Origin of the sequence: Rhodococcus sp. 1163 (assembly GCF_002091985.1) — a bacterium.
In the GTDB taxonomy this organism is placed as follows: Bacteria; Actinomycetota; Actinomycetes; order Mycobacteriales; family Mycobacteriaceae; genus Rhodococcoides.
The window spans coordinates 1-16,971 of the sequence record NZ_MKKX01000015.1; the positions used below are offsets into that span (position 1 = coordinate 1).

12 protein-coding genes are annotated in these 16,971 nt (G+C 56.0%); 11 read left to right on the plus strand and 1 reads right to left on the minus strand.

The features are described from left to right. Window positions 1-120 precede the first annotated feature (120 nt). Window positions 121-1,515 carry an IS1380 family transposase gene (locus tag BJD99_RS02560; RefSeq protein WP_084345178.1) on the plus strand — a complete coding sequence of 465 codons (1,395 nt, stop codon included), beginning with the start codon at window positions 121-123 and terminating at the stop codon, window positions 1,513-1,515. A gap of 815 nt (window positions 1,516-2,330) precedes the next feature. Then, entirely contained in the window at window positions 2,331-3,629 is a 1,299-nt protein-coding gene (locus tag BJD99_RS02565) for an O-antigen ligase (protein WP_084345240.1), read from the plus strand. On the opposite strand, the gene BJD99_RS02570 is transcribed toward BJD99_RS02565, so the two are convergent. Further along, complete coding sequence (locus tag BJD99_RS02570) at window positions 3,552-4,160, minus strand: hypothetical protein (RefSeq protein WP_084345241.1); 609 nt, start codon at window positions 4,158-4,160, stop codon at window positions 3,552-3,554. The genes BJD99_RS02565 and BJD99_RS02570 overlap by 78 nt on opposite strands. Before the next feature lie 747 nt (window positions 4,161-4,907). Here BJD99_RS02570 and BJD99_RS02575 point away from each other — a divergent pair. The 9 genes from BJD99_RS02575 to BJD99_RS02615 all read left to right on the plus strand — a co-directional run. Next, a complete protein-coding gene (locus tag BJD99_RS02575; protein ID WP_084345242.1) occupies window positions 4,908-6,227 on the plus strand; it encodes a UDP-glucose/GDP-mannose dehydrogenase family protein in 1,320 nt (439 codons plus the stop codon). Between the two features lie 631 nt (window positions 6,228-6,858). After that, window positions 6,859-8,346, plus strand: a complete 1,488-nt coding sequence (locus BJD99_RS02580; RefSeq protein ID WP_084345250.1) for a sugar transferase — start codon at window positions 6,859-6,861, stop codon at window positions 8,344-8,346. 269 nt (window positions 8,347-8,615) lie between these two features. Next, a complete protein-coding gene (locus BJD99_RS02585; protein ID WP_084345243.1) occupies window positions 8,616-9,821 on the plus strand; it encodes a polysaccharide pyruvyl transferase family protein in 1,206 nt (401 codons plus the stop codon). Window positions 9,822-9,936: 115 nt separating this feature from the next. After that, window positions 9,937-11,454 (plus strand): lipopolysaccharide biosynthesis protein, encoded by a 1,518-nt coding sequence (locus tag BJD99_RS02590; RefSeq protein WP_084345244.1) that lies wholly within the window; start codon window positions 9,937-9,939, stop codon window positions 11,452-11,454. A gap of 615 nt (window positions 11,455-12,069) precedes the next feature. Next, window positions 12,070-13,206 (plus strand): glycosyltransferase family 1 protein, encoded by a 1,137-nt coding sequence (locus BJD99_RS02595; RefSeq protein WP_084345245.1) that lies wholly within the window; start codon window positions 12,070-12,072, stop codon window positions 13,204-13,206. 352 nt (window positions 13,207-13,558) lie between these two features. After that, entirely contained in the window at window positions 13,559-14,338 is a 780-nt protein-coding gene (locus BJD99_RS02600; protein WP_256895395.1) for a glycosyltransferase, read from the plus strand. Between the two features lie 49 nt (window positions 14,339-14,387). Further along, window positions 14,388-15,497, plus strand: a complete 1,110-nt coding sequence (locus BJD99_RS02605; protein WP_084345247.1) for a DUF1972 domain-containing protein — start codon at window positions 14,388-14,390, stop codon at window positions 15,495-15,497. A gap of 31 nt (window positions 15,498-15,528) precedes the next feature. Beyond that, window positions 15,529-16,398 (plus strand): glucose-1-phosphate thymidylyltransferase RfbA, encoded by an 870-nt coding sequence (rfbA, locus tag BJD99_RS02610; protein ID WP_084345248.1) that lies wholly within the window; start codon window positions 15,529-15,531, stop codon window positions 16,396-16,398. Window positions 16,399-16,409: 11 nt separating this feature from the next. Continuing rightward, on the plus strand, window positions 16,410-16,971 hold a 562-nt coding region (locus BJD99_RS02615), incomplete at its 3' end, for a dTDP-4-dehydrorhamnose 3,5-epimerase family protein (protein WP_084345249.1).

The window sequence follows — 16,971 nt, forward strand, 5'->3', positions numbered from 1 at the left end:
CCTCGGGCTTTCACGCGAATTGAGCTCGACCGAGTGTCAGTTCAGAGGAATGGTGCCCTGAACTGGGAAGATTGAACTTGCGAAGGTAACAATCCAGCGAGTTCGAGAGGCACCATTCCGGTGAGTAAGTCTACGTCGCCCTACCCCGCCCTATCCGTCGATGCGACCGGAAACGGGATCGTGTCGCACGCAGGTGCCGTCACCGTCCTGCGCACCGCCGAGGTCACAGGACTCACCGCAGCCCTGTCCGAGCAGCTCGCACCATGGCGTAAACCGTTGGCGCGCTTCGACCCCGGCAAGATTGTCGTCGATCTGGCAGTGTCACTGGCACTCGGCGGCGACTGCCTCGCCGACATCGCTACCCTGCGAGAACACGCGGGCGTCTTCGGGCAGGTGCCTTCGGATCCGACGGTGTCCCGACTGGTCTCCGTCCTGGCCTGCGATGCTCCGCGTGTACTCGCAGCGATCGACAACGCCCGCGCACAGGCTCGCGCTGCTGCGTGGGCACACGCCGGCCATCACGCGCCTGATCACGACATTTCTGCGCAGAACCCGATCGTCATCGACCTCGATGCCACCCTGGTCACCGCCCATTCGGAGAAGGAGAAAGCGGCACCGACCTACAAACGCGGATTCGGATTCCACCCACTGCTGGCCTTCGTCGACCACGGCAAGTCCGGTACCGGCGAACCCGTCGCAGCGCTTCTACGTCCAGGAAACGCAGGCTCGAACACCGCCGTCGACCACATCGAGGTCACTCGGAAAGCATTGGCGCAGTTGCCGTTCACTACCGGACAGCGACCTGGGAGGAAAGTGTTGGTACGGACAGACGGCGCTGGGGCGAGCCACGCATTCCTTACCTGGCTGCACAGGCAGCGGGTGTCGTATTCGATCGGCTTCGCGCTCACCGACGCCATGGTCCACGCTCTCGCTGCTGTTCCGGAGAATGCATGGTCTGTCGCCGTTGACTCGGAGGAGAAGGTCCGAGACGGCGCATGGGTCATCGACGCCACCGGAATCATTGATGTCACCGCGTGGCCGCCGGGGATGCGGGTGATCATCCGGAAGGAAAGGCCACATCCAGGTGCCCAACTGCGGTTCACCGACAGCGACGGTCTGCGGTTGACCGCTTTTGCCACCAACACCGTCGGTGGTCAAGTCCAGGACCTCGAACTACGGCACCGGCGCCGCGCGCGATGCGAGGACCGTATCCGCACCGCCAAGGACACCGGGCTCAGTAACTTTCCATTGCACGGTTTCGACCAGAACCGTATTTGGCTCGCACTCGTCGAACTCGCTCTCGAACTCACCGCATGGACACAGATGCTCGGCTTCCCCGATCACGATGCCCTGCGCTGGGAGCCCAAACGTATTCGTCTACGGATCTTTTCGATCGCTGGCCGCATCTCGTCCCATGCCCGTCGCATCAGACTGAAACTGTCGAAGAACGCGTCCTGGTCCGATGCGATCGTTTCCGCCCTGACACGATTGGCGGCGTTACGCGCACCCGCCTGACCCGGACCACCATCCCATCAACATGGAAGTAAACCTCTCGGGCGGTGGAACCGAGCGTTCAACCGATCGACATCGGCCGACACATCGCGCCCGATCGACGTGCACTCGGCCGCAAACGACAATCTCGATCCGATCAGGTCACCACGACAGCACGAAGAAAGATCGAGGCTAGGTGAGTGCGGCGTAGACGACGATGTTGTCGTCGTAACTGCCGGCCCCATTGTCGAATGCACCGCCGCAGGTGATCAATCTGAGTCCGGCAGTCCCACAATTCGTGATCAAGCTAATACGGGTCAGTCCTTTCGGTGTCGGATCGGACGGTGCGGTGGTGGAGTGTCACAGCAGCGGCGTCGTAAACGCACTCAATCGTTTCTGAGGTATCAGTCCAGATCGAGCACTCTTGGATTTATGCCCCGCTTCGTTGGACGCAATTCCGTGTGGGCAATATGCCCGAACAAGCGCCCGAAACGGGATCTGCGGCAAAACACCAGGTGCGGCATGATGATCCGGATGTGGGACAAAATCGGGGCAGTGATCAACCGCCTCATCGGGGTCTCGGCCGACGCCTTCTATGGCATCCCGATCGACCGGGCGCATCAGTGCCAGTAGGGCGAAGGCGCGCCGAACCTCAAACGCTGCACCGTAGTGGTCCAGCCGTTTCACGGCTACCGCTATGACGGTTACTGCTTCTGCACCACCGAGCACGCTATCGAGGACCAAGAAGATTCACCCATGTAGGACCCCATTACCAGCTAGGAGCCCTTGTGGGTAGTCAGACTCTCGAACTGCTAAACAGCACACGTGGTGCGATTTTCATGATCACCCTTGCCGCGCTGCTCGCGTGGTCGGTCATTCCACGGAAAGACGATGCCCTCCCCCGGCGCATCGTCCTATTCGTGGGCGCGTTCACCTTTGGATCACTAGTTGGTACGAACTTCGGTCTCATCATTCAGATCGCCGCACTCGCCGGTGCGTTCCTTGAATGGATATGCACCCCCGCCGCACTGCGGCGCGGCGGCGTGGTCGTCGCATGGACTTTCGCCCTCATTGGATTTTGGGCGCTGCTGATGTTCCACCCAAACGTGCAGGACTTCGAGACCGGCCTTCTTGGGTTTCGCAAGTCCGTACTCGCGTTCGCCGGCCTCGTGCTCGGCCTGGCGATGCGGCCCGCGTGGATTCCAAAGCTGGAGCTGCTGATAGTCAAGTTCACTGCCGCCGCAGTCTCGGTTTCGATCCTGGCTCATTTCGTGTTCCCCGGAATCTCCAGCTCCATCCTGCGCGCAGCTGGCCGGTACACCGCGGTCTACGACGGTAACGATCGCTTGCAAGGCATCTACGCTGGGCCGTTCCACGCCGCTGCCGCTGGGCTGCTGTTGGTCGGTTGGGCTCTCGTCCGATGGAACGTGCATCGGAAGTCTGCAATGTTCGTTGGTGCACTGGGTTTGGTGTGCATGTATTTCACCTTCGTGCGCAGCGCTTACGTCGCCCTCGCGATCATGATCGTTGCCGCGGTCCTCCTATCCGGAAAGCTGGCCGTAGCTTCACGGCGCTTCGCCTGGGTCGCGCTCCTGGGGATAATTGGCTACGCCGCGCTCGTATCGGTGGGTGATGACGAGATCCTCGAAACTGCAGGGTCGATCACCGACTTCTCGTCGGACAGCCGGTTCCTCAATCGCATCCCGACGTGGCAGGACGCGTATCAGAACTTCGCCGACTCCATGTTCTACGGGTGGGGCGCTGGCTCTGCGGGCGACACGATGGGTGATGCGTTTATCGGCGGGGTGCACGTCACACCACACAACATGATTTTGAAGTTTGCTGTCGAGGGCGGGTTGATCGGACTATTCCTGCTGGCCGGTCTGGTCGTGGTCGTGTTCCGCCGCGTTCAATGGACGTCGGAGCAGGGTCGCCTCGGCGTGGTCTCACTGCTCGTTGTCCTGGGTATGGGGCTGACGGTTTCCTCCATCGACATGCTGCCCGTTTCGTACTTCGCGATGACGCTCCTCGGCCTCGGGCTCGCCGAGAAGCGTCACGAGTCAGGCAGTAGTGGCGAAGTTGTCCCAACGGTGGCCAACTCCAGCAGCCGCGCCCATAAAGCCAGCGCCAGTAGCTGACTGGTTGAAGCTTGCGTCGGTTACGCGTGCCACTTCCACGCCGGCAACATAACCGATGAGCACAGGGCCATCCGCGAAGATCTTGGGCCGCTTCGGTGCCGTGACCGCCTCAGCAAGAGATGTCCCCATGGCAATCGCCACACCCGCCTGATACTTGAAGAAGTGGTATCCCTGCCCGGTCGAGGTGCGGCGGGTCGAGAGCCACCAGAAGTTGTTCAGGTCGGAGACGCGGATCGCCAAACCGCCTTGTGCGTTCGCTGCGCCCGCGCCGATTGCCGCGAGGTCCGCTTCCACGGTGAGGTCGGACAGTCCCGTTTCGCAGTAGATGACAGCGGTCCCGGTGATGTTCTCAGCGGAAAGCTGGTTGCCATTGATGATCCACGACGACCCAGGCTGGACCCATACTTTCGTGCCGACACTGGTTGCGACGGGGGCAGGACCGGTCCGGTTGAAGTCGTCCTGCGGCAGTGAGCCGGACAGTGTCGGGAACCATCCGAGCGCGTCGATCTTCGCCTTGACGATCCGTTGCAAAGCGTTGTTGCCCGCACCGTTGAGATGCAGGCATGGGCCGAATCTGGTGTAGTCCGATGAACGCCAGATAGAAAAATGGCGTCGGACTACGCGCTGGGCGCGTCAGGGATTTCCTCGTGAATCCGTGTGTAGACGTTTCATACACTAGGCATACATTTTCTGAATAATCGCGGAATGTGATCGGTTCACAGGCTTGTTTCAACGAAGCTAAACGGGTTTTGTGGGGAATTTTTGTTCCGGGACTCGCATTCGGCTGAATTCCCTTTTTCTGGCCTTGTTGAGAAAACCAAGCTATTTACTTGCTTTCAGCACCGATGGGCCTCTGGGTTGAAGCTGTAAGTGTCGCGTGGCTGGGCGAGTCTCTGCGAAGAGTCCTCGGTGGGCCGATCGCGAAGCCTGGTACAAAAGCCGAGAAACGAGACGCGAGCATGTGACATGCATTACAGAAAATTACTGAAGATAAAATTAAGAAACGAATTCATTCAACTGAACGACAGTGGAAACCTTTGAGATACCCGGTTGCGTCGTCGATTCTGTCCCGTTGCCCCGCTGGTGATCTCGCGGTAACACGCCGTGTCGGTTGCGTCGTGCCCGCCTAATTGGCGGTGGTTGTTCCGGCGCGCATTTTGTCATAGTTGCCCCTTAGGATGTGCGAGAGCAATGACTAGTCATCGACGTTATGCGCTCGACTTCGCGTTCACACTGCTCGCGATTCACATTCGGCCTCTGAAATAGGAAGACTGCCCCATGCGAATTACCGTGTTCGGAACCGGCTACCTCGGCGCGACCCATGCGGCGTGTATGGCGGAGTTGGGGCATGAGGTCCTTGGCGTCGACGTCGATCCAGCCAAGCTCGCCAAGCTCGAGGCAGGCGAGGTGCCGTTCTATGAGCCTGGGCTCGAAGAGGTCCTCCAGCGCAACATCGCGGCGGGCCGTCTGAAGTTCACTTCTTCCTATGAAGAGGCAGCCGAGTTCGCCGAAGTCCACTTCCTCGGCGTTGGCACTCCGCAGAAGAAGGGCGAGTTCGCTGCCGACATGATCTATGTGGATGCGGTCATCGAGCAGCTCGCACCCCTGCTCACCAAGCCTGCGGTCATCTTCGGCAAGTCGACAGTCCCGGTCGGCACCGCTGCCCGGCTCGCGACACGGGCCCGGGAGCTCGCGCCGGCCGGTGATGAGGTCGAGGTGGCGTGGAACCCGGAGTTCCTCCGTGAGGGCTACGCCGTCAAGGACACCCTGCATCCGGATCGCTTGGTACTGGGTGTGGACAAGGCGCGGCCCGGCCGCGCTGAGGAATTGGCGCGCGAGGTGTACGCGCAGCTGCTCGAAGAGCAGATTCCCTTCCTTGTCACCGATCTGGCGACGGCCGAGCTGGTCAAGGCCTCGGCCAACGCCTTCCTTGCTACCAAGATCTCGTTCATCAACGCGATCGCCGAGGTCTGCGAAGCCGCAGGTGCCGATGTGACAGTGCTGGCCGATGCCATCGGTCATGACGATCGAATCGGCCGTAAGTTCCTCAACGCCGGTATCGGTTTCGGCGGTGGTTGTCTCCCCAAGGACATTCGCGCTTTCATGGCCAGAGCCGGTGAGCTAGGCGCTGACCAGGCGTTGACGTTCCTTCGCGAGGTCGACAACATCAATATGCGGCGACGCACCCGCATGGTGGAGTTGGCCAGAGAAGCCTGCGGATCACTGCTGGGGGCGAGGGTCGCGGTGCTCGGGGCTGCTTTCAAGCCTGACTCGGACGACGTGCGTGATTCGCCTGCCCTCAATGTGGCTGGTCAGATCCAGCTGCAGGGTGCAGCGGTCAATGTGTACGACCCGAAGGCAATGGATAATTCACGGGCGTTGTTCCCAACACTCGGGTACAGCACCTCAGCGCTCGAAGCGTGCGAAGGCGCAGACGTGGTGCTGGTGTTGACGGAATGGAAAGAGTTCAAGGCGTTGACACCCAAGGATCTCGAAAGCGTGGTTCGGGTGAAAACCTTGATCGACGGCCGAAACTGCCTCGACCCGGTGCAGTGGCGCGACGCTGGATGGACCTACCGCGGGCTTGGGCGTCCGTAAAGCAAAGCTGGCATTGTTTATAGCGATTTAACAGTCGCAACAATACGTAGCAGGTGACAAAAGAACTTGCGTCATTCAATCGTATGAATCGGCGTCAAGACTGTTTTCGACCTCATGGAAACCGTCAGAATGACCGTTAAATCTGACATACAGTCGCTGTAACAATGTTTCCTGTTACGAAAACTTATCGCGGGCGACCGCGGTTGTCCGCTCGTTTTGTAGCGTTCTGGAGGGTTCCGACGGTCATGTCTCTCTGTAGCCTCTTTCAGGAAAATGCTTGTCACGCTGCAAGATTGCTGGACGAGGCGGATTTTACGTATGGCTGTAACAGGACCTCGGGCTCGTTCGATGAGTAGTGTGGGCCGATTTCTGTACACGCTATGCTCACGGTCAGCATGGCCGGTGTGGTAAACCGATTAGGTCACGTAATTAAACTGTGATGTGACTCACTTGGTGAGTCGGATTTCGGACAACGTGCGAAAATTTGAATGCTCGAGCAGTCGGGCTGCAGTAAGTGCCTTCATGCCAATGTGGATATGAATCGTCGGGGTTCGCAGGCAATCATTGACAGTCGTCCCCAAGGCTGTCGAAGTACCGTTAGGAGGGGAAGTCGGTGGCAACGCTGGGATCAGTGCGGCAGACTTCGCATACAGTATCGCCGGGCAAACAGGCGTGGCGGGAGCGCCGGTTGACTTCTCGCCGGGTGTGGGAACACCAGTACATTGACAGGCTCCGAGTTACCGACATCATGGTGGTCATTGCTGCCGTTGCTCTGGCTCAACTGATCCGGTTCGGCGAGCTCCGGACCGAGAACACTGCGATGCTGAGCTACACAGGAGTCTCAGTTGCTGTCGCCGGACTCTGGATTGCGTTCCTTGCCATCTTCCGAACCCGTTCGACGAGAGTGATCGGCAACGGCGCCGAAGAGTACCGCCGGATCGTCTCGGCTACCTTCCGTCTCTTCGGTGTCATCGCGATTCTGTCTCTCCTCTTCAAGATCGACATCGCCCGCCTCTATCTTGCCATCGCGTTGCCGGTCGGCCTCCTGGGTCTACTAGTCAGTCGCTGGGTTTGGCGCAAGGGAGTCGCAGCCAAGCGCAGCAAAGGCAAGTATCAGACGGCTGTTCTCATCGTCGGTAGCCGCACGGCCGCGGTCTCGATGGCCAAGCAGTTCGAGCGATCACCGGCTTCCGGCTACAGCGTGGTCGGCATGTGCCTACCAGGCTTCGAACCCAAGCGCGATGCAGCCATCGTCGACGGTTACGAGATTCCGGTGCTCGGAGACGAGCATAGTGTTGTCGAAGCGATCGAGGCCTCCGGCGCGGACACCGTCGCTGTGACTGCCACCGAGCATCTTGGCACCAAGGGCATCCGCAAGATGGTGTGGGATCTCGAGAAGAAAAATGTTGACCTCGTGGTCGCCCCCGGTGTAGTCGATGTTGCCGGCCCTCGGTTGGTCATGCGCCCAGTCGCTGGCTTCCCCTTGATCCACGTGGAAAAACCTCAGTACAACGGCGCCACACGGTTCAGTAAGACTGCCTTTGACTTCATCTTTGCGACAGTCGTCCTCGTGCTGATCTCGCCGATCTTGCTAGCAACGGCCATTGCGGTGAAAGCGACGAGCCGTGGCCCGGTGTTCTACAAGTCCGAACGTATGGGTATTGACGGTAAGCCGTTCCCGATGATCAAGTTCCGCAGCATGATCCAGCACGCCGACAAGCAGGTTAATACTCTGCTTGCCCAGAACGATAGCTCCGGCGGTGTGCTGTTCAAGATGCGCGAAGACCCGCGGGTTACCAAGGTCGGTAGGTTTATGCGGAAGTTCAGCATCGACGAACTACCACAGTTCTTGAACGTCCTCCGCCGTGAAATGAGCGTGGTAGGACCCCGACCGCCGTTGCGCCGCGAGGTAGAGACCTACGATGGCGAAGTTCGACGCAGGCTGCTGGTGAAGCCTGGCATCACTGGCCTCTGGCAAGTAAGTGGGCGATCTGACCTTTCATGGGAAGAGACTGTGCGCCTAGATCTTTCATACGTTGAAAACTGGTCAATGGTGGGGGATCTCCTGATAATTGCAAAGACGGTAAAAGCCGTCGTTGGCAGCAGCGGAGCATACTAAGTGGTTCTGCCAACTCAGGCCCCCTCAATTGGAGCACTCGCACATCGCCGATCGACACAGTCGGCCCAGACTCCGGCCGAACTCGAAGGCTTGAGAAGGATTTACGGATTGTTATCGAATAACGCAGATAATCCACACGAGCTTCGTAAATACGTACGTCGAACCCCTCCAGATCTCGCAGCATCTTAAGTCCAGTCAATCAGCAATCGGGTCTCGCTGACCCTGTCAGCATCGCTATAACGTGCAAAAGGTATACAGGAGTCGGAAAAATGATTCTCGCAAATTTCGGAACATTCGACGTCAAGAACTACGGCGATTCTCTGTTTCCGCTAATCGTTGAGCAGCAGCTCGGCCATCTCTTCTCGGGCTTCATTCATGTTTCCCCGGTTGGAGGTCAGGCATACCGCGACGTTCCTCGTAGTATTAGCTATAAGCAGTTCGAGAAGGAAAGCCCCAAGATTGATGCGGTAGTAATCGGTGGGGGTAATATCATTCATGGCCGAAGGACGCCGTTACCGGACTACTCTAAAGTTCAGCGGACAGCATACCCAAGTCTGTGGGTCGGGGCGGCTAAGGTTGCAGCGCGCCAAAGCGTTCCCTTGATAGTTAATAGCCCAGGAATACCTAAGCAGCCTGGTCGCCTCATCGGGCCGATAATGCGAATGGTCTTCAGGCAGGCGTCCTACTCGTCCGTACGGGATGATCAAAGCAAAGCGAATCTGGGCCTCTGTAACAGTGCCCCTGTACGGGTTGTCCCTGATTCCGCCCTATTGTTGAATGAGTCCTTGGGTGAACTTAAAAGTGGAGCAGGCTCAAATGAGGTGACGGTGCACCTCAATCAGCGCTATGTAAATGGTAATCCCGTCAAAATTGCTGGAATTCTAGATACCCTCTCAACGATCCTCAATCTAAAAGTTCATCTTCTTGGAATTGGGGTATGTCACGGCGATGATCTGCTTGCGCAGGCAGTGTCTGAAGTAATGCAAACGGAGCACCGTATTACCGCCAATCCCGACACGGTCATTGAAGTCGCGAGTGCTATAGCCAATTCTCAATTGTACATTGGCTCATCATTGCATGGCTTCATAACGGCGTCCTCGTATGCGGTGCCAGCGCTAATCGTCGCTGACGGCGCCCAACAGCACAAATTTTCAGGACTATTACAACAGCTTGATGCATCAGACCGAATGATCACTTCATGGACTGGGGTTCTCGATGCGGCCCGGGAGGCCAAGCTGTCGGATCCACTGAAAAACAGTGATTTTAGTAAAAACGTAGAGCTGTCTACAGTACGTAACGTCTTACACTCGCATTGGCACGGTATTTCTGCTGCGCTGAGTAGCCATGATCACCAACGACCCATGCCAATTAGGTTTGTGCCTAAGCCGCAAAATCTGGTGGCTGGATTGAATATCTTAGAACAACTCCCATCATTTCTTCAGACACGGATACCTGGAAAGCTGACTAACAGCTGATGTCGCCGATTCTCAAACAGCTGGTCGAGTATTCAAAAACAAGCGGGAGCATCCGGGACGCCGGAAGATACATTAGGAAGTCGGACCGGTTCAATAGCATGAAAGCTGGAGGAAAATGATTTCAGATGGAGTGGCAGGCTCGGAGACGAGGACTGCTGCCAACGGTGTCTTCTGGAACGCACTTGGAATCCTGACGCGTCAGCTGTTTCTCGTAATATCTGCCCTTTGGCTGGCCCGTATTCTAGGACCAGACAGTTACGCTGTTGTTGCACTGGCCGGCGTATATACCGCGTTCACCACGCTACTTCTTGACCAAGGGTTGACAGCGCCTTTGATTAGCAAAAAAAATATTACAAGTCGATTTATCGGGGCAGCAACCACGCTCAACATCCTTTCAGCCCTGGTAATTGGTTTCGTAACAGTCATCCTTAGTCCGCTAATGGCAAGTGCGGTCAACGTGGACGATATGCGGAAGGTCCTGACCGTATTTGCTCTAGCGTTACCGTTGAAGGCTCTCTCAATCGCGCCTAGAGCGATATTGGCACGATCTATAAACTTCAAAACCCAGGCTATTGTCGATGTATGCGCTTCATTTGTCGGCGCCATTACCTTGGTTATATTCGTTCTGGTAATGAACGACTATTGGGCGTTTGTATATCAAGTTGTGGCCGTCGACACCTGTGTAGCTATAGGACTGCTGGCTTTAGTTAGGCCACCATTTCCCAATCTTCAACTAAGGCTCCTAGCTGGCTCCTTCGTATTCGGTAGCCGCGTACTAGCTAGTAATCTACTGGCTTACTCGGTGCAGAATCTCGATAGCGTCCTTGTTGGGCGCTATCTGGGGCAAACCAGTCTTTCATATTTCTCCGTGGCCCACAGGTTAGTTACAATGCCTGTGCAACTGGTCGGTCAAATCGTTTCTCGAGTCATGTTTCCGCTAATCTCGAACAGATATAATCTGGAACGTCCCGTGAAATTTATCGTTGAAAAGGCAATATCGGCTACAGCCATCGTTATACTACCGATCATGGCACTTATTGCTGTGTCGTCCCCGGATCTTATCGATGTCGTTTTGGGAGGGGAGTGGAAGCCTGCGGCAATGACGCTCACAATCTTTGCTATTGCTGGCGGTAGGCAGGCTCTTACTACCCTAAACTCCCCGGTACTGATGGGGATTGGCCGCGCCGATATCTTACTAAAGTTCAGCATGGGCGCGGCGGCACTACAGATCTCAGCCATTGTCGTAGGTCTGAATTGGGGTATTAATGGAGTCGCTTTGTCCTATACGCTCGCTGGATTTGCCTTGACGCCAGTGGTGATGCTTATACAGAGAAAAGCGATAGATATCAAACTGCGGACTCAAATGAATGCGGTCGGACCGGGTTTGCACTGCGCTATTTGGGTCGTAATTGTTTATCTATCGGTGCGATTTGCCCTTGGCCTTGGGGCAGGAGCGACACTGACAATCGGCGCTATCGCCTCGCTTGCGATAACCGTACTAACGCTGTCGATCTTTCACAGGACAACGATACGGGGCTTGACAGGCCTTCTGGGGTCTGGTCGAGAGAGTTCTGGAGGGCCGAAGCCAATGAGGCTACGAAAGTTGAGCACGACACGAAAGGAGCGTCCCTAATTATTTCCTCAATGTTCCGGAAGGACTGGCACGAATTCGCCGGCTCTTCGCACCGATGGACTTTGGGCTCCATCGCTGTAGTTCTCTCGTTCTTGGTCCTTCCGTTTGGTCCGACATCAAATCAACTATCACTCGCGGTGATCATCTTTGCGATTCTCGGAGCAATTGTCGTACGGAAGTCGGCTCTATCTTCTGGACTGGTGATCATATCGCTTGCAATAACTGTTTGGTGGGCAATTTTGTTCATAAACCCCAATGTAATTAACATAGAAAGATCATTCGTCGGATATCGTGGTTCCGTCGTCTCCAGGCTGGGGATAGCGCTCGGCGCACTTTGGGTGCGAGGACGGCGAAACGCTCTGGTAGTCGTCTGGACCTGCATCCTCGTTTTGATCGTGGTCTTACTTTCAAAGATTGCACCGGTAAATGTACATCCCGCTATTGTATGCACGGCCATCCTGGCGCTTGCAGTCGCAGCGGTCTATTTTTCGTTGCTAATCTACCGGTTGAGTAAGCTTCCAGTCTTCAAATACATGTATGTGCAGCCATCGTGGTTCAGTTTCGCGAGTCCAGCTTCTGGACACGAGGCTAAAAGTCGAACGGTGGTTGTAAAAAGTGAGTAGTCTATATGGCGAGTCTCTGATTCAAACGGTGGTCGTGTCGCACGACATTCACTCAAATGCTCTTGGCCGTGCGCTTTCAATGGGGTTAGTGGCGCGTGAGCTTGGGAACGCCAAGGTTGTCGCTTTTGGTGCCGGCCCAATTTGGCCGGGTGCAGTTCAATTCGATTTTGATGTGATTCGTCTCGGCCGTGATTGGAAATCTGTTCTTGATCGCCTGCTTAAGGATTTCAACGGGTTGACTGTAGTTTGGTTTTCTAAGGGAATCTCGCCTCTCCCCGCGGCAGCAAGGCACTTGCAGACAAATCACCCTGGCTCTGTGCTCCTACTGGATCTTGACGATGACGATGCTGGATTGGCTTCATCCTTCTTCAGTGCAACGTTCAGCAACAAACTGAGGCTGATAAGACGGACGGCGATGTTGCCGATCTCGATACGTTCGGCGCAAAAGGCAGTATCCAAACTGTGTTCTGGATTCACCTTCTCTAGTTTCGCATTGTCGGAGATCTACCCCAGCCAATACCGGCCGGCCGCAAGGATTCCCCATGTGCGAACCGAAGGAAAGCCTTTTATTCTCGGTGGAGAGGATATTGATTTGGATGCGAATTCCCGGATCAATGTGGGAATTTTTGGGACTCTGCGTCCGCACAAGGGCGGGTCGTTGATATTGGAAGCTATTCGTTCTAACCCTGATCTACACCTCTACACATTTGAGAACTGCGGTCTTGAGACCAGGCGAGATGATGATATGAATTGGACTGAGATCGCAGCTTCGACCCCGCTTGATCTGGCCTATTCCAAGGTTGATGTTGCTGTAATCCCCATTATTAGTCAACACCAGTCAGCGCAACTGCAATTCCCGGCGAAATTGGTCGACGCAATGAAGGCGGGAGTCGCGATTGTTGCATCAGGTACACCGCCTATTCGTGAGTATGCTGGCGTCGCATTCATTGAGCTTCCAATTAGCGCATCATCGGCCGAGTTAGCTGATCTTATTCGCGAGGCGAGCCATAGCGACCTCGGTAGCGAAGCCCAACTGAAGTATAGGTCATCTCTATCGCCAGCAATTGTTGCTAACGAACTGCTGAAGATGATTGTTAAAGTAAAGGATGAGGCCCATGAACCTAAGTAGAACATCGCAAGTACCTGCAGAATCACCGTCGGTGTTAGCTTTCCCTATGCACGGGCAGCGAAAGCTGCTTGATGAGGGGTATCGCACTAGAGATGGTCATATGATCGAGTGGTTCGGTCGATTGACTCGGGGACAGGGAAAGGTTCGCGTTGTTTCTCGTCCGGAGCCTCACGTGCTGAGACCCTTGGTGCGAGCCAGTTCATATGCCCTTGCAGACAATACTGAGGCCGTGGACAGTCATTCTTGGCGTATTCCAAAAATTCATGATCGGCGGGCATGGTGGCGCCAGTCAATGAATGCGTACCCTCCACTGATCGGTGTAGACGAGGTTCCGGCGGTGGTTTGGAATCCGATGGCGAGTACCTCCAATATTGGCGGAGATATTTTCAACGGGCGCAGGCGAGTAGTTGTTGATTTACTTGACGATTGGTCGATACATTACGCTTTCAAGAGTATCTCTTCGCAAGTCGAGGAAGCTTATAGACGGAGCCTAGGTGAGGCTACGGCTGTCACTGCAAACTCTGAGGGGACACTCGCTCTCGCAAAGCGTTTCGGGCGTGACGACGCAGTTTTGTTGACGAACGGATGTGATCCTCATCGGTTTATTACGAACTCCCACGCAACCGGACCGAGGACCATTGGATACGTTGGAAAGATCGGGAGGCGGGTGGATCTTGGCCTGGTGCTATCTGCTGCTAACGCACTACCCAACGTAAAGTTCGTCTTCGCAGGTCCAATTCTCGACCGCGAGTATCTAGAGCCGCTGAAGTCGACTAAAAATATTGATTTGTTGGGGGATGTCCATTACCAGGACGTACCGGCTCTACTGTCCACCTTCGATTTGGGCTGGGTACCCCATCGCGTTGGAGAGTTTGAAATTGGAGGCGATGTAATTAAGACATATGAATATCGCGCGGCCCATCTGCCTGTGTTAACTACGCCAGTGATCGGGGCGGGCGACAGGGGATTGAATCACGTCCATGTCGTAAATGGAGTCGATCATGCCGATTGGCTGCTGAAACTTGCGCCGGATTGCGTCCGTGTACCGCGAGAGGGTGGTGAGATTCCCTTGGAACACACATGGGAGGCAAAAGCCAAGCAAATGTTGACCGCGATGTTAGTTAGATGCTAGTTCATCGCCTATATAGTAGGCTTTTCGTCCTCTTAGAGGAGGGGTTTTAATGCGTGGTTCGGTTGCTATTATAGGTACGAGAGGTTACCCCAGCTATTATGGCGGGTTTGAAACCTTGGTCAGACGTTTGGCTCCTTATTTGAGCGACGCTGGTTGGGACGTGACGGTCTATGGTCGTGGGGGAGAGGAGAACATCGACGATCCTGAACGTGATCCGACTGTGGAGTCAGTTGTGACTTGGGGACTTGAGTCTAAGTCTTTGAGTACCCTTTCATTCGGGCTATCTGCGACGCTGGACACGGTAAGGCGACGCCATGACGTGGCCTTAGTTATGAACGTGGCAAATGGCTTTTGGTTGCCGTTGCTTAAAGCGCGAGGTATTCCCTCTTGCGTAAACGTAGATGGTATTGAGTGGGAACGTGCCAAATGGGGCCGCGGAGCGAAGGCTGCTTTCAGAATGGGTGCCTCGTTAACCGCGAAGTATGCAGATCATTTGATCTATGATGCTCAGGGGATTGCCGATCGGTGGCAGGAGTCCTTTGGTAAGTCAGGTACTGTTATTTCGTATGGCGGTGAAGATCCTGGCGCCCTGGGAGTCCCGGACGGCCTTATATCGAGGGGCTACATCCTCATGGTGGCGCGCTTCGTTCCTGAGAATACAATCACCGAGTTTCTGGATGCGGCGACATCGCTTGCACGCGACCACGACGTTGTTATCGTTGGGAGTAGCGGTTACGGCGGGGAGTTAGATGAACGTGTCGCAGCCCTAGACGCAGGTAGCGAGCGTATTCATTGGTATGGCCATGTTAGCAATGATGCGCTATTGTTTGCGCTTTGGCAGCACGCGGGGGCGTACTTTCATGGACACAGTGTTGGAGGAACTAACCCAGCGCTTGTGCAAGCAATGGCCTGCGGTGCACCAATTGTCGCCAGGGATACGGTGTTTAATCGAGAAGTGCTTGGTTCTTGTGCAGTTTTTGTGGAGCCGACAGTAGTCTCCATTATTCGCGGAATTTCATTGTTAATGTCGGACTCGGAGATGCAATCAAAACTGAGCTCGGCAGCGAGATCGCGGGCCGCAGAGAGTTATACATGGGATTCTGTCTGTGCGGGCTATCTAGGCTTACTGGAGTCGAGCTCTGTAAAGTCTCGTTCATGATCCGTTTTGCTTATTAGTGAGGAGTCGATCTATGCGTGGAATTGTTCTGGCGGGCGGTACCGGGTCGCGTCTTCATCCGATCACGATGGGCATCAGCAAGCAGTTGGTGCCGGTGTACGACAAGCCGATGATCTACTACCCGCTCTCGACGCTGATCTTGGCCAATATCCGCGACATTCTGATCATCACCACCGAACAGGATTCGCAGCAGTTCCAACGTCTGCTCGGCGACGGCTCCCAGTTCGGCATCAACCTGACCTACAAGGTCCAGCACGAGCCGAACGGGCTCGCTCAAGCGTTCGTCCTCGGAGCGGAGCACATCGGCTCCGACAGTGCCGCTTTGGTGCTCGGCGACAACATCTTCTACGGCCCCGGACTGGGATCGCAACTCGGCCGATTCGGTGACATCGACGGCGCAGCAGTCTTCGCGTACGAGGTGAAAGATCCCAGCGCCTACGGCGTCATCGAATTCGACGCCGCAGGCAAAGCGATCTCGTTGGAAGAGAAGCCGAAGGTCCCGAAGTCGAACTTCTCCGTCCCCGGCCTGTACTTCTACGACAACGACGTGCTCGCCATCGCCCGCGATCTTCAGCCGTCGGCGCGCGGGGAATACGAGATCACCGACGTCAACCGGCACTACCTCGATGCCGGGCGTCTCGCCGTGGAAGTCCTGCCCCGAGGGACGGCATGGCTCGATACCGGCACCTTCGATTCGCTACTCGATGCTTCCAATTATGTGCGCACCATCGAGCAACGGCAGGGCCTGAAAATTGGTTCACCGGAAGAAGTATCGTGGCGTCGCGGATTCATCACCGACGATCAGCTGCGGGAACGGGCAACCAAGCTCGTCAAATCCGGGTACGGGCAATACCTGCTCGACCTCGTCGATCGCGGCAAGTAGAGGATCTGCAGATGAGCTTTCGTGAATTGAAAATCCCCGGTGCCTTCGAATTCACCCCACGCCAGTTCGGTGACGATCGCGGCGTGTTCTTCGAATGGTTCAAATCTTCGGACTTCGAACAGGCCGTCGGGCGGCCGTTGGAGTTGGCGCAGGCGAACTGCTCGGTCTCGGCCGCCGGGGTGCTGCGCGGTATCCACTTCACCGACACCCCTCCCGGCCAGGCGAAGTACGTCACCTGCACCAAGGGTGCGTTTCTGGATGTGATCGTCGATCTGCGGGTCGGGTCGCCGACATTCGGGACGTGGGACAGCGTGCTGATCGACGACGTCGACCGTCGTGCGGTGTATCTCCCGGAAGGCCTCGGGCATGCGATCTTGTCGCTCGAAGACGGTTCGACGGTGATGTACCTGTGCTCGATCGAGTACACCCCGGCTTTGGATCGCGACATGAATCCGCTCGATACCGATCTGGCGATCGACTGGCCCACCCTTGCTCGCGACGGTTCACCGCTCGAGTACCAGCTCTCCGACAAAGACAAAGCTGCACCCTCACTCGCGCAGGCCATCGACGCCG